Genomic DNA, 21,622 nt, shown 5'->3' with positions numbered 1-21,622 from the left:
TCAGCGGTCAGCGGTCAGCGATCAGCGGTCAGCGGGTCGCGGCGAAGGCCAGAGACAACGCCGTCGCGGCCAGCATGCCGCCGAGCAGCGTCAAACCGATGCCGCCGATCTCCAGCCTGGCCCGCAGCCGCCGGTGCGCGATCCAGGCGGCCACCGGCACACCCGTCGACGGCGCCACCAGGAACCCGAGCCAGCCAAAGCCACGGATCACCGAGGCGCCTACGACGTCCGTACCCCCGAATGTCACCAAGCCGGCGGCGATGAGACCCGCAAGGGTCGCGCAGAGCGCGCCCACCAGCGGCAGTAATGGGAACACCCAGCGCCTCGGCCGGACCCGGCCGGCCGGACGGGACGTGATGTCGATCCGGTCCGCGGCGCGGGCCAGCAGCGCGCGCGGCGACTGACGGCCCGGAGTCAGTCCCTGGGTGGCCAGCTCGGTGCCGGCGGATTCGGGCCGGCGCTGCAGGGCGACCCGGGGCATCGCCTCGATCGAGGCCGGCTCCGGGACCTCGCCCAGGGCACGGACCCGCATCCCGCGGGCCCGGCGCAGCTGGTCCCAGAGGGCGGCCGCCTCCCGGTCCACGTCGAGGACCTGGGCGGCCGCGGCGCCGGCCCAGCGGTCGGCGGTGAGCGCGTCGTGCTCGGCACGGGCCAGTTCGCCGGCCGCGCGCGACGCGTTGTCCTGATACGCCTGTTCCGCGTCGTCCAGCTCGGTGTCGCGGCGCTTGTTCACCTCGGCCAGGGCGCTCACCATCAGCTGGTAGTCGCGGCCCATGGGCTGCCGGTCACGTGTGGTCACTGTTCACCTCGTACGGGATGATCACTTCGGGTGTGCGGTGCACGGAACGGTCGAAGAAGAGTGCTCGGCGGCTGCGCGGGTACCAGACCGGGCCGCCGGGTTGCGGGTACAGCGGTGCCAGGTCGGCGCCGGGCACGTCGAGCGCGACCCAGGCGCCGATCGAGTCGAAACTGGCGCTCATCCCGCCGAGGTCGTCGCGGAGCCGGGGCACGGTGCGCCACCAGCCGAGCACGTGGGTACGCCTCTCCGGCCCCGAGTCGAGCAGGGCACGCAGCGCCTCCCGGTGTGCCGGTCCGGCCGCGTCGAGCGCGTACCCGAGCACGTAGTGCGGCACGTCGGTGGCGGGCAGGTCGAACGTGAGGTCCGAGGAGTCGTACCAATCGGCGGCCGGAAGCTCGGCGACCAGCCGGGCCGCCGCGCGTTCGGCCTCGGGCGCCAGACAGATCACGCTGAAGTGCGCGGGCCCCTGCGCGGCGAGCGACAGCGCGGCCGCGGCGAGGATGTCACCCGCCTCATCGGTACGCGCACCGAGCACCGCCAGGTTCCGTCCCGGCATCCGCCCGAGCCGCAGCCGGGCGGGCCGGGCAGCCACATCGATCCGCTCCCCGAGAACAGCGCCCGGAGAAGAACCCGGCCCGGGAGAAGGGCTCGAGGTGCGATACACGGCAGGGAGACGCGGCACCGCATACCCGTCGAAGAGCCGCGGCTCCTCGCAGCCGACCGGCCGGGACCGCCAGAGCCGCCGCTGCAGGGTGCGCCAGACGGTCCGGTCACCGGCGTCCGGCAGCCGGACGATCCGGTTGGCGCCGGCCGCGCCGGAGTCGGTGTTCACCACCGCGTGGTACCGGGGGATGACCGCCGGCGCCAGGTTGTCGTCGGTCAGCACCCGGCGGGCCTTGGGCAGCGCGATCCGCAGCGGGAAGTGCCCGCCCAGCGACTGCATCCCGACCGTCTCCGGTGACGCGAGGATCAGGTGGATGCCCTGCTGGCCGCCGCGCCGGGCCAGGTCGCCGAGCAGACCGGCGGCCTCGTCGGCGGCCGCGTCCCGGCCGGTGATCAGCGCCTGGAACTCGTCGATGACGGCCACGATCCGCGGCCAGTGGCCCTCCGGGTCGGCCGCTTTCAGCTCGGCGTGTGTCGTGGCGCCGTGCCGGCTCGCGGCCAGCGACCGGGTACGCAACTCCTCGCCGAGGTGGCGCAGCATGGCCAGCCCGAACTCGCGATCCGCGTTGACGTTGATGCCGGCCAGGCGTACCTGGGGGAGCCAGCTGGGGTCACGGGAGCCCGGCGCGTACCGGGCGAACGAGACGCCCTCCTTGAAGTCGAGCAGGTAGAGGGCGAGATCCTCGGGGCCGTACCGGGTGGCGAGCGAACCGAGCCAGACGTGGATCAGGTTGGTCTTGCCGGAACCGGGCGGCCCGCCGATCAGCACGTGCGGCAACGCGTCGCCGAGCGGCACCTCGACCATTGTGCCGTCGGTGCAGTCGCCGATCGGGGCGGGCAGGCCGTCCCGTGCGGATGCGGCCCAGAACTTCGGCGGCTCCAGGTCGCTGAGCCGGGCCGGCGCGGGACCGGCGTTCATCCGGTCGGCGGCCGCCCGGCAGAACGCGGTGACCCGTTCGGCCGGCGGCGGCGGGTCGAGCCGGATCGGGAGCGGGCCGAGCGAGTCGGAGAACGCGGTCCGCTCGTGGACCACGATCCGTTCGACGCTCGGATGTTCTTCGAGCTCCAGCCCGCGAACCACCAGGTGCACCCCGGCGGTCACCCCGTTACGCGCGACCCGGTCCAGCTGGGCCTGCTGCGCCGGCGTGATCTCGGCCGCGGTGGCCCGATCGGCGAGCAACACCACGATCCGCCACGGTTCGGTACGCGGTCCCGGCATCTCGTTGATCCGGCAGATGTGCTCGACCAGCTCGTCCAGAAGGGACCCGAGCGCACCGGGGCCGACCAGGGCCGGCGCCAGCGGGGCGAACGGCGCGAGCGTGCCGCCGAGCTGCTCCGGGTCGTACACGGTGAGCTGGACGTCGCCCGGCCGGGTGCTGCCGATCGCGCGCATCAGCAGGCCGATGATCATCTGATCGAGAGTGGCCGGTGGCCCGCTCAGGTGCAGGTGCGCGGCGTCGAGCAGCGGCACCAGCCCGGGCAGGGCGGCCGTCTCCTCGAACGCGATCGTGCCGATGCGGAGCAGGCCGGGCCGATCGCCCGGCTCCGGCTCGCTCGGCGCCCACACCCGCCACGGCGCACCGGCCGCGCCCGTGGCGCTGACCGTGGCCAGTCCGCGCAGGTGACCGGCGAGGCGTACCGCCTCGCTGCGGTATCGCCGCTGGATGTCGTCACGTGCCGACTCGCGTGCCGCGGCCAGCTGGTTCAGGCAGGTGGCGTACGCCTCCCGAACCAGTCCTTTGCGGTGCTGAGCCTCGCCACGTGATGTTTCGGCGGCGGCCAGCACTGCCCGTGCGGTGCCCCGAGCCTCGGCGAGTTCCTGCCGGACAGCGGCGACCAACGCGTTGCGGTGACTACCCACGCGCACCCCCGGAGTCCATGTTGGGGGAGTTTAGCCATATCTGCCCAATTCGGGCATTTAGCCACTGCGTGTCGTGGTCTCATGCAGATGACGACCGCTCAACTCGTCCCACAGTCCGCCCGCGACGATCATGGCGGCCTCCTGCTGCCATTGCCGGGTCACGTCCCGCGGCACGTACCGCTTGAACCAGTCCACCGCCAGCCTCGCCTCACGGCTCATGCCGTCGGTGCGGGGCCTTCTCGCGTACGGATCAATGCCCAGCACGCAGCAGAACTGCAGCACGTTGTAGTACCGCCACTCGTCAGTGGTCCCGAATGGACCCGTCGGCCGCAGCCCCGAAACGCACTCCCGCAGCACCGCCCGCAGCTCGCGCGCCCGGGCCCGCGGCTGATCCTCCCGGCCGGCGAGCCGCCGCTCCACCACCGGCAGATCCGTGAGCGGGCTCCGGGTCAGCCGATCCAAATCGCCGAAATCGGACAGTGCCCGCCGGGTCAGCCGCAGGAACTCCGGCTCGCCGATGCTGTCCAGGCGCCGGCGTTCCCGGCGGCGCAGCAACGCGTCCGCGTTCGAGAAAAGCGCTGCCCGGTCCGTCCGCAAGGGACCCTCGTCGCCCAGCGCCACCCGGTCCAGCAGGCGGCGCACCCGGCCGGACAGGCCGACGCCCGCCATCGCCACCGCGATGATCAGAAACTGCAGCACGGCCACCACGTCGTCGCCCGGTGTCAGCATCATCGTGACCGTCGCCGGAACCCCGGCCAGCACCGTCACCACGATCGCCCCGGTCGCCGAGCGGCGCAGATCGGGCCGCAGCCGCTCACCGGTCTCCACCGCGTGCGCCACCGCGATCAGGTAACCGGCCGCCAGCAGATCGACACCGAGCGCGGCCAGCGCCGCCACGTCAGCGCCTTTCACCGGCACCAGCAGCAGCACCAGACCCGCCGCGTAGAGCCCGGCCATCGTCGTCATCGCCAGCGGCAGCCGCAGCGGCAGCACCTGCGCGCGCAGCCGCCAGAGCAGCGTCAGCGCGCCGGCCAGCGGCGCCAGCGCCACCAGCCGCCCGATCGGCGGCAGCGCGATCACCATCGCCAGGAACAACAACCCGAGCACCAGTGCGCCACGATCAACCGGCCGTCGTTCGCGCGGCGTCAGCGGCAGCAGCGCCACCACCGCGCCCGCCCAGCCCAGCGCCGGCAGACAGAGCCAGACCTGCGCGAACACGCTTCCTGGGGCGAGGGTCCAGATCAAGACCCCGATTGCGTACGCCCAGAGCGCCGACGAAGCCCACCGCAGAACCGTTCGCCCCGGATCACGCCCCAGCAGGTAACAGGCCAGCCACGCGGAAAGGGCGAACACAGGAACGGCGAGAGCGGGCACCGGAAGAGTCAACCAAAGAGTCGTTGCGTATCGACAGCCCTGTCCCCTGCTTCTCTGTCACGTGCCTCGTCCCGTGCCTCACGGCGCTTGTTGCGGCGCCGGAAGACCCAGAAGGAAAAGAACGTCAGGGCGGCGAGGCCGATCAGCACCAGGATCGGCAGCACGATCGCCAGTACCGACATCACGATGCTGCCGAAGTCCTCGGCGGTGCTCGCCACCGGCGCGCCGAGGCCGCCGGTCGTCGCGTTCACCACCGGTCTGGACGCCGCTTTCACGCCGTGCACACCGAGGGCGATCAGGCCACCCGCGACGATCGGCACCCAGGCGTGCGAGGTGAAGAACGAGCCCGGGTCGGTGACGGTGACCGTCTCGGACGTCGAGCCCGCGCCGAACGCCAGGCCACCGGCGGTCGGCCGGACGAAGGTCTGCACCACGTCGTTCAGGTGATCGACCACGGGGATCTTGTCGGCGACCACTTCGATCGCCAGGAGCACGGCAAGAATCGTCAGTGTCCAGCCGTTGGACAGCCAGGCCCAGCCGGACGGCAGATCGATCGCGCCGGTGAATCGGGCCAGCAGGCCCATGGTCAGCAGGGGGATATACGCATTCAGGCCGGCGGATGCCGCCAGGCCGGTGCCGGTGAGGACTTCGAACACGTAGCCAGCATGGCACCGCCACGCTCGTCCCGCTCGGTCGGTTACTGTCACCCGGTGCGCCTGGTCATCGCGAAATGCTCAGTGGACTACGTGGGACGTTTGTCCGCCCACCTCCCGCCCGCCGTCCGCCTGTTGATGGTGAAGGCCGACGGCTCGGTGTCGATCCACGCCGACGACCGTGCCTACAAGCCGCTGAACTGGATGAGCCCGCCCTGCAAGCTGCAGGAATCGCCGGGCGTCTGGAAAGTGGTGAACAAGGCCGGCGAGGAACTGCGGATCACCCTGGAGGAGATCTTCCAGGACTATTCGTACGAATTGGGCATTGACCCTGGCCTGGTCAAGGACGGTGTGGAAGCTCACCTCCAGGAGCTGCTCGCCGCCCACCCGGAGACGTTCGGCGAGGGCTGGACCCTGGTCCGCCGCGAGTACATGACCGCGATCGGCCCGGTCGACCTGCTCTGCAAGGACGACAAGGGCGGCTCGGTGGCCGTCGAGATCAAGCGCCGAGGCGAGATCGACGGCGTCGAGCAGCTGACCCGGTACCTCGAACTGATGAACCGCGACCCGCTGCTCTCTCCGGTGAAGGGCATCTTCGCCGCCCAGGAGATCAAGCCACAGGCCCGAGTCCTGGCAACCGACCGAGGCATCCGCTGCGTGGTCGTCGACTACGACAAGCTCCGCGGCATGGAGCGCAACGAACTCACCCTCTTCTAACGGGGAGTCAGCTCGGTCCGGGTCTCGGCCGTCGTGGCGTTCAGGTACGCGCGGGCGCCCATCACCGCGATCGCGGCCTGCAGGATCACCGAGCTCCAGGACAGCGGCTTGTTCTGGGCCAGCGCCAGCAGCGTCGGCAGGCCCAGCAGGAGCAGGTCGGGGCCGGCGATCGAGTTGACGAGCGGGCCCGTTGAGACCGTGCCCATCGGGGTGTCCAGCGGGAGCAGGTCGTTGCGGACGAAACCGGTCCGAGCCTTGCGGATCGCCGCGGCTGCTCCGGCGGGTGCCAGGGCGATGCCCAGCGCCCACCACGGGCCGGGTGCGAGGTTGCCGGTGAGCTGGAGCAGGGCCAGGGCCGCCGTCGCCCAGACGCCGGCCAGGGCGACGGGCACCCACGCCCGCTGGTAGAGCGCCTGGCGTGAGGTGAGACCCACGAGCCGGGACAGGACCGGGTTGCCGGCGTCGGTGCGGATCGTGCCGGTCGAGGTGCGGGCCGCGATCATCGTGGCGTACAGCAGGACGATGGCGAGCAGCCAGCGCGGGGTCGAGGTCAGCAGCAGCGGCAGGGTCGTGGCGCCGGCCAGCCAGAACAGGCGGGGCAGCCGGCGGCCGGTCAGCAGCAGGTCCTGGGCGGTCAGCACCGGCAGGCGGGCGACCCGCAGCAGGTGGCTGGAGCGCAGCCGGCGGTTCGCCCAGTACCGTCGCTCGACCATGTCGGTGATCCAGGACGGTTCCATGCCGAATGCCGCGTCGAACAGGGTGCCCGCCGTCTTCGCCGATTCCAGGATCCGGTCGTTGCGGGTGCGCGCGAGGTCGCGTACCAGAAGCCCGAAGCCCAGCAGCAGGACCAGCGTGAGCGCACCCGCGAGCGGGACCAGCGACGTGGTCGTGGGTGGGCCCGCGAGGGTGGGCGGCGTCCATCCGGCTGCTTCGGCGACCAGCTCGGCCAGGCCGATGGCGAGCGCCAGCGAGGCGAGGCGATCGATGATCGTCGCACCTCGGGAGGCCGACTGGGCGAGCGCGGCGATCAGGTAGACCAGTAGGCCGGCCAGCGCGCCGATCACGATGAGCAGATCGGAGAGAGTGTCGCGGGAGCCGGTGTGACCGAGGATCGCGAAGGCGGCCGCGGCACCGGCCAGGGCTGCCGCTGCCGCCGCGATGCGCACCGACGGAATGAGCAGACGGCGGCGGCTCACCGGGGCGGTGAGCAGGAAATATGAGGCCGGGCGGCTCAGTGTGATCGGGCCGAGGCGGCGCAGCGACAACAGCAGCAGGGCGCCGCAGATGACGGCGACCGAGACGCTGCCGAGGGCGGAGAGCGACGGGTCGGCCGGCCAGAAGATCTTGGTGAGCTGCTCCTTGAACATCGCCACCACGATGGCGACGAACAGGACGCCGACGTAGACGTTGCTGAGGGTGGCGCCACGCTCGCGGTGTGATGACTGAGTGGCGTGGATCCAGTGGCGGACCGGGCGGAGCGGGACCGAGGTCACAGCTCGTCCATCGTGGTCACCGACGCGCCGGACGCGGCCGCGAACGCGTCGTCGTGGCTCGCCATCAGCAGGGAGCCGCCGTCGGCGATGTACTCGGCGAGCATCGCGGCGACGGCGGCCTTGCCGTCCGGGTCGAGGCGCTGCTCCGGCTCGTCGAGGATGAGCAGCGAGCTGGGCCGGATCAGGGCCAGCACCAGGGTGAGCCGCTGTTTCTGGCCGGAGGAGAGCGACGGTGGGATGGCGTCAGCGTGCGCGGTGAGGCCGAACCGTTCCAGAGCCTCATCGACTCCGGCAGCTGCCGGATCCTGACCGTGCGCCCGGCAGACCAGCTCGGCGTGCTCGCGGGCGGTGAGGCCGGGGTACCAGGTGGGCGGTTCCACGGTGGTGACCACGGCACGCCAGAACTCCGGGGTGTCGCCCGGATCACCGCCGAAGACCCGGATGGTGCCCTCGTCCGGCTGCTGCAGGCTGCTCACACAGCGCAGCAGGGTGGACTTGCCGATGCCGTTCTCGCCGGTGACGCAGATCCCGGCGCCGGACGGCACGACAAGCCCCACGTCGACGAGGACCGGCGTGGAGCCGTAACTGACGTGCAGACCGCTGACCTCGACCGCCGGATGATCGACCACTCGAACAGACTAGGGCTTACGTCCGTACAGCAGACGCAGGGCCTTGACGATCTGCTGCACCTGGGCCGGTGTGCGTTCGAAGGTCATCGCCGGGAGGAGGGACTTCGCCCGGCGTACGGTGATCGCCTTCGGCCGGGCGAACTCGCGCAGCCCGTCCTCGCCGTGGATCCGCCCGAAGCCGGACTCGCCGACGCCGCCGAACGGCAGGTTGCCCATGCCGACGAAGGTGAGCGTGCCGTTCACCGCGACCATGCCGGAGCGCAGCCGGCGGGCGATCCGGATGCCGTTCTTCTTGGCGAAGACCGAGCCACCCAGCCCGTACGGAGTGTCGTTGGCCTTCTCGACGGCCTCGTCCGCGTCCCGGACCTTGGTGATCGTCAGAGTCGGGCCGAACGTCTCCTCGCGCATCTCCGACGAGTCGGCCGGCACGTCGACGAGCACCGTGGGCGCCACATAGGGAGCTTGCACCGAGGAAGCACCGCCGAGAACCGCCCGGCCGCCCTTGGCCAGCGCGTCCTCGATGTGGTCGCGGATGATGTCGAGCTGCTTCGGCATGGTGATCGGGCCGATCTCCTGGCCGGTCCGCAGTTTGCCGGCCTTCTCCACGACGGCTTCGACGAACGCGTCGTAGACCGGGGCTACCGCGTACACCCGCTCGATGCCGATGCAGGTCTGCCCGGCGTTGGTCATCGAGCCCCAGACGGCGGCCTCGGCCGCGGCCGAGACGTCCGCGTCAGCGTCGACGATGAGCGCGTCCTTGCCGCCCGCCTCGATGACGACCGGCACCAGGTTCTCGGCGCAGGCCATCATCACCTTCTTGCCGGTCGCGGTGGAGCCGGTGAACGAGACCTTGCCGACGCCGGACCGGCAGAGCGCGCCGCCGACGTCACCGAACCCGTGCACGGCCTGCAGCACCGGGTGCTCCGGCACGACCTCGGCGAACGTGTCGGCCAGCCACTGCCCGACCACCGGGGTGTACTCGCTCGGCTTGAAGACGACGGTGTTGCCGGCGGCTAGGGCGCCACTGATCGGGCCGATCGGCGTGACGATCGGGTAGTTCCACGGGCCGATCACGCCGACCACGCCGAACGGCAGGTACTCCACGTGCCCGGAGTGCTCGGCGAGCAGCAGACGGGTACGCACCTTGCGGGGACCGAGCACCCGCTTCGCGTTCTTGGCCGCCCAGTCGAGGTGCTCGACGGCGGCGGTGACCTCGATGATCCCGTCGGTGACCGGCTTGCCGGCCTCGGAGTGGGCCAGCTCGGCGAGCTCCTGGATCCGCTCGACGAGCAGGGTGCGCCAGCGCAGCAGGCGGACCTTGCGTCCCTCGAAGCCGATGCTCTGCCACCAGATCGCGGCTGCCTTGGCGCGCTCGACGGCGGCCACGACCGCCTTCTCGTCGGCGACCGGGACACGCCCGGCCTCGTCGCCGGTGGCCGGGTTCGTGGAGAGAAGCCAGCCGTCCTCGATCACAGGAGTGCCAGGAACGTGAGTCGCCGTCATGTACGGGAGTGTATGGCGATTGTTACCAGCGAGTCACTACGTACTCTTGGTGTTGTGAGCCCCCGCCGCAACCGCCCGAAGAAAAAGACCGATGATGAGCCCAGCGTCGACCGCCCCGGCATCACTGAGGACCGCGTCCAGCAGTGGCAGGACGGCGAGTGGATGGTGCGCAACATCTTCGGGCAGGCGGCGGTAAAGGTCTATCGCTGCCCGGGTTGCATGCAGGACGTCCGCCCCGGCGTCGCGCACATCGTGGCGTGGCCGGCCGACGGTTACGGCGACGAGAGCGACCGCCGGCACTGGCACACGGGCTGCTGGCGAGCACGCGACCGTCGTGCACCAGGGGTGGAGCGGTCACGCAACGCTCCCCGCTATGGGTGAAAATCAACTTCATGAGCAATCAGATCCGGGCCAACTCGATCCTTCCCGCGAACCGCGAGGAGATCGAGCTGCACACCGCGGACGGCGTCACCCTCGTCGGTGAGCTGGCCCGCCCGCTCGACCGTGAGCCGGTGGCGACCATCGTCTGCCTGCACCCGCTGCCCACGCACGGCGGGATGATGGACAGTCACATCTACCGCAAGGCAGCCTGGCGGCTGCCTGCTCTGGCCGGGGTCGCGGTTCTGCGTTTCAACACCCGAGGGACATCTTCGGTACGCGGTACGAGCGGCGGATCCTTCTCCGGCGCCGTCGACGAGAAGTTCGACGTGGCCGCCGCCATCGAGTACGCCGAGTTCGCCGACCTGCCGAACATCTGGCTGGTCGGCTGGTCGTTCGGCACCGACCTGACCCTGATGTACGGCCTGGAACCGTCGGTGAGCGGCGCGATCCTGCTCTCCCCGCCGCTGCGGTTCTCCAAGCCCGAGCACCTCGACGCCTGGGCCGAGGCCGGCAAGCCGATCACCGCGATCGTCCCGGAGTTCGACGACTACCTGCGCCCGGCCGAGGCGAAAGAGCGGTTCGCCGCCATCCCGCAGTGCGAGGTGGTCCCGGTCGAGGGCGGCAAGCACCTCTGGGTCGGCGACGCCGAGACGATCCTCGACGAGATCGTCCGCCGAGTGGCGCCGGACGTGCCGACGCCACTGCCACGGACGTGGGACGGGCCGATCGAGACCGGTGACGCCGGTGCGTACGCGGACCGCACCGTCGCCTCGTTCTCCGACAAACCCGTCCCACAACCCGAGTGATCACTTCTGTGCTGCGATGACCTTCGCGTCGAGCTCCGCCAGCACCGCGCTCTCCTCCGGGCTGCCGCCGAGCGCGGCCTCCCGGAGGTTCGGCGGGAAGATCTCGTCGATCGACTTCGGATAGTCGTCGCCGTCCTGCGGCAGCTCGTACCGCATGGGCGAGGTTAGATGGACCACGACCGGCGAGGCGATCCCCGGAAGCGAGGCTCCGTCGTCGACGCCGTCCCGCACCCACTTGCAGTAGATCCAGGCGTAGACGGTCCGCGGATCCACGTCCTCGGGCGAGAGTCCCATCGGCCGGCCCGCACAGATCGGATGCCAGCCGGGGTCCTGTGTGGTCTCCTGGCCGAACGTGGCGTCCGCCTCCAGAGCCCGCAGGGCCTGCTCGGTGGCGGCCGCGGCGTCGGGTGAGCCGATGACCGCGTCAGCCGGTTCGCTGCCGCATGCCGTGCTGGTCGTCCCGATCATGGCAATCGCCGCGATCAGGGCTGTCCATCTCTTCGTCATCACAGGTCCTGTCGTTACGGGCGGATGATCCGGAGACCGTGGCCGGACTTCTCCATATTGACCCGCTGGTACGAGGTGCGCTTCCAGTACCAGGTCCGCCAGTCGGTGACCTTCCCGGAGGAGTGCTGGGCGTACTCGTCGTAGCCCTTCGAGAAGCCCACCTGGATGGCCGCGTGCTGCCAGTCCGGCTTGCTGCGCTTGTTGCCACTGTCGAAGATGTACGCCTCACCGGTGCCGGCCGGCGAGTACTTCTTGTTCAGCGCGGTCCGGCCCTGAACGTAGACGTACCGGCTGCCGATGTCGTACCAGCGGCTGCGGAAGTCCTTGACCCGGATGAAGGAGTAACTGCCCTCCTTGAAGTAGTAACCGTCGTTGTTGTACCAGCGCGCCTGATGCCAGTTGTTGGTCATCGGGATCTTGCCGCCCCGGTTCCACGCGGCACTCACGAAGTTGGTGCAGTCCGACCCGTAGAACTTGTAGTTCGGGATGGTCGGGTTGCTCGTCGAGGTCTTCGCGTAGTTGGCCTTCGCCCAGTTCTGCGCGGCGACGCCGTCGAACCGGGATCCGTACCCCTTCGCCATCACCTGCGCCTCGGCCTCGGCCTCGGGAGACGCCGACGGGTCCGGCTCCACCTGGCCCGGCTCCTCGGCCGGGGTCTCGGTGTAACCGTCGAAGGTCACCATCCGCCACTGCCCGTCGTCACCCTTGCGCAGGCTGACCTGCCACTGGGTGGGATCCGGCGAGGTGCAACCTTCCTCGGTGGACAGCGAGCCACCCTCGAAGCAGTTCGTCGTCGCGCCCAGCACGATCGCCGTGGCGGTGCTGCCGGAGACCTGGATGCCCCGCCACTCCAGCACCTGGAAGTCCGAGCTGACCAGCGACGGCAGCGTCGGGTCGGCGGCGTCGGCCTGCATCGCCTGAGCCAGTGCGGTCGCCTCGGTGTCCAGCACCGATCGGTCCAGGCTGACGGACACCTTCGCGATGAAGCTCGACGCGGAGGCGGCCGAGTACGCGCTCATCCCGGGCGAGGTGTTCGCCGCGGTGACGTCGCTGACGTACCGGGTGGCCTGGGCCTGCCGGGTGGCCGGAGCCGGCGACAGCCGCTGCGCCTGGTTGAACGACTCCATCAGCGACTCCATGTCGGAGCGGATCGCCGCGACGTCGGTGGCCGGGCCGGCATCGGCCGTGGCCGCCAGCGGCTCGTCGGCGTCGAGGTCGACGTCGGTCGCCGTGGGTGCGTTGGCGGACGTCGCCAGCAGTGTCGCCTTGTCGGCCGGCATCTCGGCCACCTCGGCGCTCGCGGTGAACTCACACCACGGCGACCAGCCGGAGGTGATCGTGCCCTCGTCCGCCTTGACCCGCCACTGATAGCTGTCGCCGTCGGTGAGCTGCCCGGCCGGGACCGTGGTCGCGGCCGCGGTGGCGTTCTTGCCGGAGACCGTCGCGGTGCCCAGCGCCTCGGTGCCCTCGACCGGCCACCACTCGAACGTGACGGCCAGGGTGGCCGACGCGGCGTAACCGTAGGTGGCGGCGAGCGCCGGGGTCAGCCCGGCGACCGGACGGCCGGATCCGATCACGCAGACCGGTGCCGCCGCGGTCGTCCGCGCGCCGAGCCGTGGCACCGTGTTCACCACGACCTCGCACTTGCTGCTCCACGGGCTGAAGCGCATGCCGTCGGTGACCCGTACCCGCCAGGCGTATGTGCCGCCGTTGACGAACGCGCCGGCTGGCACTGTCACCGACCCCTTGGCGCCGGAGTTGAACTCGGCCGACGTCGCGCCGCCGATCTTGGTGCCGCCGGTGGTGAACCACTCGAAGTCGGCGAGCAGGGTGTCGCCGTTCGGGTCCGTTCCGGTGATGCCGAGCACCGGCCGGGTCGTGTTGATCGAGGGCCGGGCCGTACCGGTCACGCAGGAGGTCGCCGGCGTGATGCTGCGCGTGCCGAGCGCGGGCTGCCCGGTGATCGAGCACTCCTTGGCCGGCGTGGTGGCGCTTCCGTCATCGTCCAGGTCGATGCTGGAGATGTTGTCCTCGAAGATCCAGCCGTAGTCCTGGGTCGCGTCGAGGCGGGCGTACCACCACTTGTTGCCCCAGGAGTTGTAGGTGTAGCACCAGAACCAGACCTTCTGCCCGACCTTCGCCTGCACGCCGGTGTTGTTGCAGTCCGCGTAGGGACCGTGCCGGAGGTTCTGGGCAAAGTTCATGATCCCGCTGCCGTCACCGTTGGTGGTGGTCACGAAATCGTCGTCGCAGTACCACTGGGCCTGGGCCGGCGTGGGCGTTACCGCCGCGAGCCCGGCCGTGACCGCCACTGACATCAGGGCAGCCAGACAGAGCCGCCAGAAACGGCGGCTCACCATGTGAACCATAAATTCCCCCGAATTTAATTTCTCGTCAAGCGGACGAGCGGGGGTAATGATCTACTTAGGACTCTCGATCTGGCAAGAGGGTCATCGATCTTGTTGGGACGGCACCAGGACCTCCCGCATGATCAGCTGGATCGCGGCCACCATCGGGATCGCGACCAGGGCGCCGATCACACCGAACAGCCCGACCCCGACCAGGGCTGCCACCAGCGCCGCGACGTCGCTGACCTTCACCGACCGGCGCATCACGTTCGGGTAGATCAGGTAGTTCTCGATCTGCTGGTACACGATGAAGAACACGATGCAGACGATCCCGTCGGTGATCGACGAGCCCAGACCGACCAGGCTGACCACCACGGCGCCGAGCGTCGCCCCGATCTGCGGGATCAGGTCGCATACCGCGACCACCACGGCCAGGGCGAATGGGTACGCGAGACCGAGCACCAGCGCCAGCGCGAAAGTACTGAACCCGGCCAGGATCGCGATCGCCAGCGCACCCACCATGTATGCGCCGACCTTGGTGAGGATCTCGTCGGTGAGCAGCTGGACCCGCTCCCGCCGGGTGCCCGGCACCAGCGAGTAACCGGCCGCCTTGATCCGCTCGAACGCGGCCATGAAGTAGATCGTCAGGACCAGCACGGTCAGGATGTTGAAGACCGTGCCGAACAGCAGCCGGGCGCCGCCGACCACCCCGCCCACCGCGTTGCCGACGGTGCCCGCGTTGATCGCGCTCTGCACCTTGGTCACGATGTCGTACCGCTGGATCAGCTCGTTGACGGTCTCGCTGCGCCGGAAGCTCTCGATCGTCTCGGGCGCGTTGTTGATCAGCTCGGTGGTCTGGGTGACCAGCGGCGGAATCAGCGCGATCAGGCCGCCGACCAGCAGGCCGACCACGGCCAGGGCGACGATCGCGACGGCGAAGCCACGGCGCATGCCCCAGCGGCGCAGCCGTTCCACGGCCGGGTTGAGCCCGATCGCCAGGAACAGCGCGATGAAGATCAGAACCAGGATCGAGGCGGCATTACGAAGACCGAGGAAGAGCGCGTACGCCAGGATGACGCCGAGTCCGAACAGGAACCCGAAAAGGAACGGGCTGCGCCGGTTGAGCGGGCGCCCGGGCTCACCGAAACGGCCCTCGTCGTCGTCCTCGACGAGCACAGGCTCTTCGGCGGGTTCCTCGGCGGGCTGTTCGGACGACATGAACGGAAGCTATCGCTGCCACGCCGCCCCCGCCACCCGGCGCGAACGGCGTGCCGGTGATCGTTACTCGGCGTCCGCCGAAACCCGGCTGGCCTGCGGAACGGTCACCTTCGCCGAAGCGGTGACCTTGGCCGGCTGGACCTGCTGGGTCTTCTCGGACGAGGCGGTGGCGGGTGCGGCCGCCGGAGCGCTGGGCTCCACGTCCTCGTACCCCTCGTGGTCCTCGCCCGGTGAGGCGGCGGCGGCCAGCACCGCTGCGGCGGCCAGCTCGGCCACCCGCTTCGCCTCACGCTGCACCTGCCGGCGTACCTCGGTGGCGCGCCGCTCGGCGGCCTCGCCGGCGCGCACGGCCTCGGCGACCCGCTTGAGCTCCACCTCGAGTGACTGGGACGTCTCGGTGAGGCGTTCCTGCACCCGGTCGGCTTCCTGCTCCGACTCCGACGCCCGCTGCTCGGCGGCGGCCCGGCGCTTCTCCGCCTCGGCGATCTTGCCCTGCGCGGTGTCCAGATCACGCCCGGCCTGGGCGATCTTCTCCTGCTGGGCGGTGATCTCCTTGCGGACGGCAGTGGCCTGCTCGTCGGAGCGCCGGAGCACCTCCTCGGCGTACTTGTCGGCCTCGCTGCGCAGGTCGGCGCACTGCTTCTCGACGCCGGTGCGCATCTGACCGAGCTCCTCCAGCACCGAGTGCCGGCGCAGGGCCAGCTCGTGCTCGACGGAGGCCTTGAGGTCGGCCTGCTCGCGCTCCGCGGCGGTGCGCTTCGCGTCGATCTCCTGCTGGGCCTTCTCGCGCTGGGCCTTGAGCTCCTGCTCCGCCTGGACCCGGGTGGACTGGACGTAACCGTCCACTTCGGCCTTGGTGCGCTGGGCGTCCTGGACGGCCTTGTCGGTGATGCTCTGCCCCTCGGTGCGAGCCCGGTTCAGCACGGTCTCGGCCTCGGTACGCATCTGCTCGGCGTTCTGCCGGGCCGCCGTCACGTGCTGCTCGGTGGCCACGCGTTTCGCCGAGTCGGTCTTCTCCTCCTCGGCCCGGCGTGCGGCCAGGGCGATCTCGAAGTCCCGGATGCCGTCGTGGGCGTGCGCCTCGGACTCGGCGCGGATCCGCTCCGCCTCGGCGAGCCGGCTCGCGATGTCATCGGTGGCCGACGCCTTGATCGCCTCGGCCTGCTCCTCGGCCAGCGCCAGGATCTGCTCGACCTTGGGGCCGAGGTGCCGGAACGAGACCTCGCCGACGGCGCCGGACTGCCGGCGGACCTGGGTCATCTCCTGCTGGAGACGCTCGATCTGGGCGCTCATCGCCTGTATCTGCGAGTACGCCTGCTCCCGCTCGGCTGCCAGCGCGGCGATCTCGTTCTCGGCGCGGGCAACGTATCGCTCGACCTGTTTCTTCTCATAGCCCCGGAGGGCGGTCTCGAAGCTGGGTTCGTGAGCCGAGTCCCCGCTGAGGCCGAAGATTTCGCCGTGCGACATGCTGTCCATCCTCACATACGCATCGTCCCGTGGCGTGTGCATACACACCGGGCTGGCAGGGACTATGCGGGTAGTTACGATTTGTCCGCCCCGGCTTGCCAAAACCCAAGGCTACGCGGCGAGAACGAGCGAAGCCGTATCGGAGAAACTCCGATACGGCCCGATGTAGCCGCACCACCCGGCGCAATCACCGTCGCGTACTCGCGGCGGCTCCGCAACCCGAGGGCGGCGCGTCGAATATCTCAGGAGTTGGTCTTAGCGGCCACCGGCTCGTCGCCGGCCTCCGCTTCCTGAGCCTCGCCCTGCTGCTGAGCGGCCTGCTCGGCAGCCTGCTCGGGGGTGCGCTGAGCAGGCGCCTCGGCCTGCGGCTGAGCCGGTGCCTGCGGGCGCTGCGGTGCGACCGCCTCGGCGACGGCCTTGACGGCAGCCGCGCCACCGACACCCGGCACCAGGCCGGAGAGGCCGGAGAGCATCTGCCCGAGCTGGTTGGTGACCGCGTCTTTCTGGCGGGTCAGGTCCTCGACCTCGCGGCGAGCGGCCTGTGTGGTCAGCTCGGCCTCGGTGCGGGAGTCGCTGAGCAGGCGGTTCGCCTCGGCGCGGGCCTCGGTGACGGTCTTCTCGGCGAGCGCGCGGGATTTCTCGACGGTCTCGACGGCATGGCGCTCGGACTCGACGCGGCGGGTCTCGGCGCGCTGCTGGATCTCCTTGGCGCGGTCCTCGGCGGCACGGGCCCGCTGCTCGGCCTCGGAGACCATCTTCTGCGTGGCGTTGACCTGCGCGGCGTGCCGCTCGGACTCCTCACGCTCGGCCTTCTCACGCCGCTCGGCGATCTCGACGGCCAGCGACTGGAGGTCCTTCTCACGCTTGTCACGCGCGTCGGTGAGCAGCTTGGTGGCCTCGGCCCGCTTCTCCTCCGCCTCGCGGGCGGCCTTGGCGCGAGCCTGGGTGATCTCCCGCTCGGCGGTGGCGCGCAGCGAGGCGACCTCCCGCTCCACGGTCGACTTCAGCTCGGCGACCTCGTGCGCGGTGACCGTACGCAGCTGCTTGGTCTCGCGGTCGGCGTCGGAGCGCAGCGTGTCGGCCTCGCGCCGGGCCTGAACCCGGTTCTCGGCGGCCTCGCGCTCGGCGTGGGTCCGCAGCTGACCGGCCTCACGCTCGGCGGTCGCCTTCATCGCGGCGGCCTCGGCGCGAGCCTTGTCGGTGATCTCACGTGCTTCGAGGCGAGCCGCGGAGAGGATGCCCTCCGACTCCCGTTTCGCCTCGTTGCGGTGATCGTTCGCCTGTTCCTCGGCGAGACGCAGGATCTGCTCCACCCGGGTGCCCAGCCCGGAGAGCGTCGGCCTGTTGTTCTCTTCCAACAGCTTGTTGGAGTCGGCGAGTTTCTGCTCCAGCGCGTTGAGCCGCTGCTCAGCCTGGCGCAGACGACGCTGAGCGTCGTTCATCCGCTGTTCGGCCTCGCCGCGAGCCTGCTCGGACTGGTTCAGCGCGGCGAGCAGCCGGCCGATGTGTCCGTCGACCTGGTGACGGTCGTATCCCCGCAGGACCACGGTGAAGTCGTGCTGCGAGTTAGCGGTCTCGAAGAAGGCCAGGTTCTGATCCTGCTGCTGGGGCATTGCGCCATCCTGGCGAGAAGGGGGCGGACATGCAAGAGCGGACGGGCATCCGAACCGCATCGTAGATCAGCTTTGACCAGGAGCGTAGTCGGGCCCCGGGCCGAACGGATGCGGCCCTCGACAAACCGGTCAGTGTCCGCTGTCCTCCCGTCCTCACCTGCTCAGTCGGCGCTCAGCGTGATCCCGGTGCCTCCGTCTGCCCCGTCGGCCCTGCTCAATGGCCACGATCCTGCCAGGCCGCCCGGTAAGAGTCAGGTGGAATCACCCGACCGAAGTACCCGTCAGGCCGGTTCCACCAGCTCCACCAGGACACCACCGGCGTCCTTGGGGTGGACGAAATTGATGCGGGATCCGGCCGTGCCCCGGCGTGGCGTGTCATACAGAAGCCGGAGGCCCTTGGCCCGGAGCGCGTCCGAGGCCTTCTCCACGTCGGCCACCGTGTACGCCAGCTGCTGCAGGCCCGGACCGCTGCGGCCGAGGAACTTGGCGATCGCGGAGTCGGGCCGCAGCGGCGCCAGGAGCTGGAGTTTCGGGCCGGTGCCGTCACCGACCGCGAGCATCGCCTCGCGGACACCCTGCTCGTCGTTCGTCTCTTGATGCACGCACCGCAAACCCAGGTTTTCCGCGTAGAAGCGGATGGCCTCGTCCAGATCGGGCACCGCGATCCCGACGTGGTCGATGCGCAGCAATTCGACATCAGAGAATGTGAGATTCTCCGGAGAACCGTTACTCGATGAGACGTCCGTCATGAGGTTAGTCTCGGCCCTGACCCATCGTTAAGGCCAGCGGGTGCCTCCTCAGCACCCGGTCGACGCAGATCGGATCGAGACCGTGACCAGCTCCGTCATCGTCAGTGGCGCCCGGACCCCGATGGGGCGCCTGCTCGGCAACCTCAAGCACCTGCCCGCCACCGCCCTGGGCGGCCATGCCATCGCGGCGGCTCTGCAGCGCGGCGGCGTCGTGCCGGAGCGGGTGCAATACGTGATCATGGGCCAGGTCCTCCAGGCCGGTTGTGGACAGATCCCGGCCCGCCAGGCAGCTGTCGCCGGCGGCATCCCGATGACCACCCCGGCGCTCACCGTCAACAAGGTGTGCCTCTCCGGGCTGGACGCGATCGCCCTGGCCGACCAGCTGATCCGGGCCGGCGAGTTCGACATCGTGGTGGCCGGCGGCATGGAGTCGATGACCAACGCTCCCTACCTTCTGACCGAGCAGCGCCAGGGGCGCAAGTTCGGTGACGTGACCGCTCGCGACCACATGGCGCTCGACGGTCTCACCGACCCGTGGGACAACGTGCCGATGGGCGAGGCCACCGAGACCAGCGGCACGAAACTCGGGATCACCCGGGCCGAGCAGGACGCGTTCGCCGCGCTGAGCCACCAGCGTGCCGCCGCCGCGCAGCGCGAGGGCCGGTTCGCCGAGGAGATCGCCGGTGTCCCGGCCGGCGGCCGTGGTGCCACCGGCCTGGTCGAGACCGACGAGGGCGTGCGACCGGACACCACCGCCGAGTCGCTGGCCAAGCTGCGCCCGGCGTTCACCCCGGACGGCACGATCACCGCGGCCTCCGCCTCGCCGATCTCGGACGGCGCCGCGGCAGTGGTCGTGATGCGCAAGGAGACGGCCGAGGAGCTGGGGCTCACCTGGCTCGCCGAGATCGTCTCGCACGGCAACGTGTCCGGCCCGGACAGCTCGCTGCAGTCCCAGCCGGCCAACGCCATCAAGCACGCCCTGGACAAGGCCCACCTGGCAGTGGACGACCTGGACCTGATCGAGATCAACGAGGCGTTCGCCCAGGTCGTGCTGCAGTCGGCGCGCGAGCTGAAGGTGAGCGAGGAGATCGTCAACGTGAACGGCGGCGCGATCGCCCTCGGCCACCCGATCGGCATGTCCGGCGCCCGGCTGGTGCTGACCCTGGCCCTGGAGCTGAAGCGGCGCGGCGGCGGCCTCGGTGCGGCCGGCCTGTGCGGCGGCGGCGGTCAGGGCGACGCCCTGATCATCAAGGTGGCCGCGTGACCCGATCGCGTGATGTGCCCTCTCTCGTCGCGAAGGCGAGACAGGGCGATCCGCGGTCCGTTGCCAGGCTGATCAGCCTGGTGGAGAACGGCGATCCGGCGCTGCCCCAGGTGGCGGCCGCGATGGCTCCGTGGGCCGGCCGGGCCCAGGTGATCGGCCTGACCGGTGCACCCGGCGTCGGCAAGTCCACCACGACGAACGAGCTGGTCCGGGCGCTGCGGGAAACCGGCGCCCGGGTCGGCGTGCTCGCCGTCGACCCGTCCAGCCCGTTCACCGGTGGCGCGATCCTCGGTGACCGGATCCGGATGCAGGACCACAGCGCCGACAGCGGCGTCTACATCCGGTCCATGTCGACCCGCGGCCAGCTGGGCGGCCTCTCGGCCGCGACACCCCAGGCGGTACGCGTCCTCGAAGGCGCCGGCTGCGACGTCGTGCTCGTCGAGACGGTCGGTGTCGGCCAGGCCGAGGTGGAGATCGCCTCACTCGCCGACACCACGCTCGTGCTGCTCGCGCCGGGGATGGGCGACGCGATCCAGGCGGTGAAAGCCGGTGTCCTGGAGATCGCCGACGTCTTCGTGATCAACAAGTCGGACCGGCCCGGCGCCGATGCGACGTTCCGGGACATCCAGGGGATGCTGGCGCTCGGCGACCGCGGGCCGGGCGACTGGCGGCCGCAGGTGACCCGGGCCGTCGCGGTCAAGGGCGAGGGTCTGGACGACGTGGTGGCCGCGATCGGCAAACACCGCGAGTGGCTGGAGAGCACCGGCAACCTTCAGGTACGCCGGGAGCGCCGGGCCGCGGCCGAGGTGTCCGCGCTGGCGCTCGGCGTGCTGCGGGCCCGGATGGGCGACCCGCGCGAGGGCACCGCCCTGGGCGAGCTGGCCGCGCGGGTGGCAGCCGGCGAACTCGACCCGCACGCGGCAGCCGCCCTGCTGCTGGAGACCATCAGCTGAACCGGGCCAGCGTCTCCTCGATGAAGGCGCGGTCCCAGGTGAGGCGGCCCGACTCCAGGTCGGCGACGATCCCGCGCAGCCACTCGATCTCGGCGCGCAGCAGGACCGCGCGGTACTCGTCCTCGACCAGGAAGAGCCGGGGCAGCCCGGGCGGCGCCTGGGCGTCGATCGCGGCCACCCTGCCCTCCAGGACGGCGAGCCGCCGGCTCAGCAGCTCCCGTGTCTCGTCCGGGTGCAGCATCGGCAGGAACGCCAGCGACACCGGGAACTCGGGGAACTCGCGGGCCGGTTCCGGCAGCGTCTCCAGCAGCCATCGGCGCAGGGTGGCGGCGCCCTCCTCGGTCACCTCGTAAACCGTCCGCTCCGGCCGGCCCGGTTCCCGGCTGGTGCTGCCGGCGCGGGCCAGGCCGTCCCGGACCAGCCGGTCGAGAGCCTGGTAGACGCTGTTGCGCTGGGCCACGTTGACGAGCTGGTCCTGCCCGCGCTCTTTGATCATCTGCTGCATCCGGTACGGGTGCGCGGGCGCCTCCACGAGCAGCGCCAGCAGAACCATCGCGAGGGGGGACCGCTTCATGGCGGTCAGAATAGGCCTTGACGCAGCTTAGTCATTCCATCAATAGTCAT

The 21,622-nt window shown here is 70.4% G+C and carries 19 protein-coding genes; 5 read left to right on the top strand and 14 right to left on the bottom strand.

What is annotated here, in order from left to right:
• Positions 1-28 precede the first annotated feature (28 nt).
• Genes B0I29_RS39805 through B0I29_RS39790 form a run of 4 tightly spaced genes read right to left on the bottom strand, consistent with a single transcriptional unit; the run spans position 29 to position 5,353 of the window.
• Positions 29-799: a hypothetical protein gene (locus B0I29_RS39805; protein ID WP_111654344.1), complete on the bottom strand. Its 771-nt coding sequence runs from the start codon at positions 797-799 to the stop codon at positions 29-31.
• Entirely contained in the window at positions 786-3,323 is a 2,538-nt protein-coding gene (locus tag B0I29_RS39800; protein WP_181558220.1) for an FtsK/SpoIIIE domain-containing protein, read from the bottom strand. The genes B0I29_RS39805 and B0I29_RS39800 overlap by 14 nt, the downstream gene beginning before the upstream one ends.
• A gap of 57 nt (positions 3,324-3,380) precedes the next feature.
• A complete protein-coding gene (locus B0I29_RS39795; RefSeq protein WP_111654342.1) occupies positions 3,381-4,697 on the bottom strand; it encodes a hypothetical protein in 1,317 nt (438 codons plus the stop codon).
• A gap of 8 nt (positions 4,698-4,705) precedes the next feature.
• Entirely contained in the window at positions 4,706-5,353 is a 648-nt protein-coding gene (locus B0I29_RS39790) for a DUF4126 domain-containing protein (protein ID WP_111654341.1), read from the bottom strand.
• Between the two features lie 54 nt (positions 5,354-5,407).
• On the opposite strand from B0I29_RS39790, the gene nucS reads away from it, so the two are divergent.
• Positions 5,408-6,067, top strand: a complete 660-nt coding sequence (nucS, locus tag B0I29_RS39785) for an endonuclease NucS (protein WP_111654380.1) — start codon at positions 5,408-5,410, stop codon at positions 6,065-6,067.
• On the opposite strand, the gene B0I29_RS39780 is transcribed toward nucS, so the two are convergent.
• From B0I29_RS39780 to B0I29_RS39770, 3 genes are read right to left on the bottom strand one after another with little or no spacing between them, the layout of a single operon-like run.
• The gene (locus tag B0I29_RS39780) at positions 6,064-7,560 is read right to left on the bottom strand and encodes a DUF6297 family protein (RefSeq protein WP_111654340.1); all 1,497 of its coding nucleotides are present in this window, start codon (positions 7,558-7,560) and stop codon (positions 6,064-6,066) included. The genes nucS and B0I29_RS39780 overlap by 4 nt on opposite strands.
• Positions 7,557-8,189, bottom strand: coding sequence for an ABC transporter ATP-binding protein (locus tag B0I29_RS39775; RefSeq protein ID WP_111654339.1), 633 nt, complete (start codon positions 8,187-8,189; stop codon positions 7,557-7,559). Before B0I29_RS39775 ends, B0I29_RS39780 begins: the two co-directional genes overlap by 4 nt.
• 9 nt (positions 8,190-8,198) lie before the next feature.
• The gene (locus B0I29_RS39770; RefSeq protein WP_111654338.1) at positions 8,199-9,692 is read right to left on the bottom strand and encodes an aldehyde dehydrogenase family protein; all 1,494 of its coding nucleotides are present in this window, start codon (positions 9,690-9,692) and stop codon (positions 8,199-8,201) included.
• Between the two features lie 54 nt (positions 9,693-9,746).
• On the opposite strand from B0I29_RS39770, the gene B0I29_RS39765 reads away from it, so the two are divergent.
• Together B0I29_RS39765 and B0I29_RS39760 are read left to right on the top strand one after the other, a co-directional pair.
• Positions 9,747-10,073 (top strand): hypothetical protein, encoded by a 327-nt coding sequence (locus B0I29_RS39765; protein ID WP_181558215.1) that lies wholly within the window; start codon positions 9,747-9,749, stop codon positions 10,071-10,073.
• An 11-nt stretch (positions 10,074-10,084) separates the two neighbouring features.
• On the top strand, positions 10,085-10,879 hold the full coding sequence (locus tag B0I29_RS39760; protein WP_111654379.1) for an alpha/beta hydrolase: 795 nt from the start codon (positions 10,085-10,087) through the stop codon (positions 10,877-10,879).
• Here B0I29_RS39760 and B0I29_RS39755 read toward each other — a convergent pair whose 3' ends face one another.
• From B0I29_RS39755 to mce, 6 genes are all read right to left on the bottom strand, one after another.
• Positions 10,880-11,386: a hypothetical protein gene (locus tag B0I29_RS39755; protein WP_111654336.1), complete on the bottom strand. Its 507-nt coding sequence runs from the start codon at positions 11,384-11,386 to the stop codon at positions 10,880-10,882.
• 14 nt (positions 11,387-11,400) lie between these two features.
• A complete protein-coding gene (locus tag B0I29_RS39750; protein ID WP_146617044.1) occupies positions 11,401-13,743 on the bottom strand; it encodes an amidase domain-containing protein in 2,343 nt (780 codons plus the stop codon).
• A 93-nt stretch (positions 13,744-13,836) separates the two neighbouring features.
• On the bottom strand, positions 13,837-14,952 hold the full coding sequence (locus tag B0I29_RS39745) for an AI-2E family transporter (protein ID WP_221402011.1): 1,116 nt from the start codon (positions 14,950-14,952) through the stop codon (positions 13,837-13,839).
• Between the two features lie 63 nt (positions 14,953-15,015).
• On the bottom strand, positions 15,016-16,419 hold the full coding sequence (locus tag B0I29_RS39740) for a coiled-coil domain-containing protein (protein WP_181558214.1): 1,404 nt from the start codon (positions 16,417-16,419) through the stop codon (positions 15,016-15,018).
• A 242-nt stretch (positions 16,420-16,661) separates the two neighbouring features.
• Complete coding sequence (locus B0I29_RS39735) at positions 16,662-18,032, bottom strand: coiled-coil domain-containing protein (RefSeq protein WP_111654333.1); 1,371 nt, start codon at positions 18,030-18,032, stop codon at positions 16,662-16,664.
• A gap of 281 nt (positions 18,033-18,313) precedes the next feature.
• Positions 18,314-18,781, bottom strand: a complete 468-nt coding sequence (gene mce, locus B0I29_RS39730; RefSeq protein WP_111654332.1) for a methylmalonyl-CoA epimerase — start codon at positions 18,779-18,781, stop codon at positions 18,314-18,316.
• A gap of 82 nt (positions 18,782-18,863) precedes the next feature.
• On the opposite strand from mce, the gene B0I29_RS39725 reads away from it, so the two are divergent.
• Both B0I29_RS39725 and meaB read left to right on the top strand, forming a co-directional pair.
• The gene (locus B0I29_RS39725; protein WP_111654377.1) at positions 18,864-20,045 is read left to right on the top strand and encodes an acetyl-CoA C-acetyltransferase; all 1,182 of its coding nucleotides are present in this window, start codon (positions 18,864-18,866) and stop codon (positions 20,043-20,045) included.
• Entirely contained in the window at positions 20,042-20,998 is a 957-nt protein-coding gene (gene meaB / locus B0I29_RS39720) for a methylmalonyl Co-A mutase-associated GTPase MeaB (protein WP_111654331.1), read from the top strand. The genes B0I29_RS39725 and meaB overlap by 4 nt, the downstream gene beginning before the upstream one ends.
• On the opposite strand, the gene B0I29_RS39715 is transcribed toward meaB, so the two are convergent.
• Positions 20,991-21,572 (bottom strand): PadR family transcriptional regulator, encoded by a 582-nt coding sequence (locus B0I29_RS39715; RefSeq protein ID WP_111654330.1) that lies wholly within the window; start codon positions 21,570-21,572, stop codon positions 20,991-20,993. The two genes, meaB and B0I29_RS39715, sit on opposite strands and share 8 nt — an antisense overlap.
• Positions 21,573-21,622: the final 50 nt, after the last annotated feature.

Origin of the sequence: Actinoplanes lutulentus (assembly GCF_003259845.1) — a bacterium.
Classification (GTDB): Bacteria; Actinomycetota; Actinomycetes; order Mycobacteriales; family Micromonosporaceae; genus Actinoplanes; species Actinoplanes lutulentus.
Note: the sequence above shows the minus strand (reverse complement) of the source record. Positions and strands in the feature narration are given on the sequence as shown.

What these genes read in the sequence shown, in the direction of transcription:
- mce (WP_111654332.1), bottom strand. Translation starts at nt 18,781, where the DNA reads ATGACGGACGTCTCATCGAGTAACGGTTCTCCGGAGAATCTCACATTC.
- B0I29_RS39760 (WP_111654379.1), top strand. Translation starts at nt 10,085, where the DNA reads ATGAGCAATCAGATCCGGGCCAACTCGATCCTTCCCGCGAACCGCGAG.
- B0I29_RS39770 (WP_111654338.1), bottom strand. Translation starts at nt 9,692, where the DNA reads ATGACGGCGACTCACGTTCCTGGCACTCCTGTGATCGAGGACGGCTGG.
- B0I29_RS39745 (WP_221402011.1), bottom strand. Translation starts at nt 14,952, where the DNA reads ATGTCGTCCGAACAGCCCGCCGAGGAACCCGCCGAAGAGCCTGTGCTC.
- B0I29_RS39755 (WP_111654336.1), bottom strand. Translation starts at nt 11,386, where the DNA reads ATGACGAAGAGATGGACAGCCCTGATCGCGGCGATTGCCATGATCGGG.
- B0I29_RS39735 (WP_111654333.1), bottom strand. Translation starts at nt 18,032, where the DNA reads ATGCCCCAGCAGCAGGATCAGAACCTGGCCTTCTTCGAGACCGCTAAC.
- B0I29_RS39715 (WP_111654330.1), bottom strand. Translation starts at nt 21,572, where the DNA reads ATGAAGCGGTCCCCCCTCGCGATGGTTCTGCTGGCGCTGCTCGTGGAG.
- B0I29_RS39740 (WP_181558214.1), bottom strand. Translation starts at nt 16,419, where the DNA reads ATGTCGCACGGCGAAATCTTCGGCCTCAGCGGGGACTCGGCTCACGAA.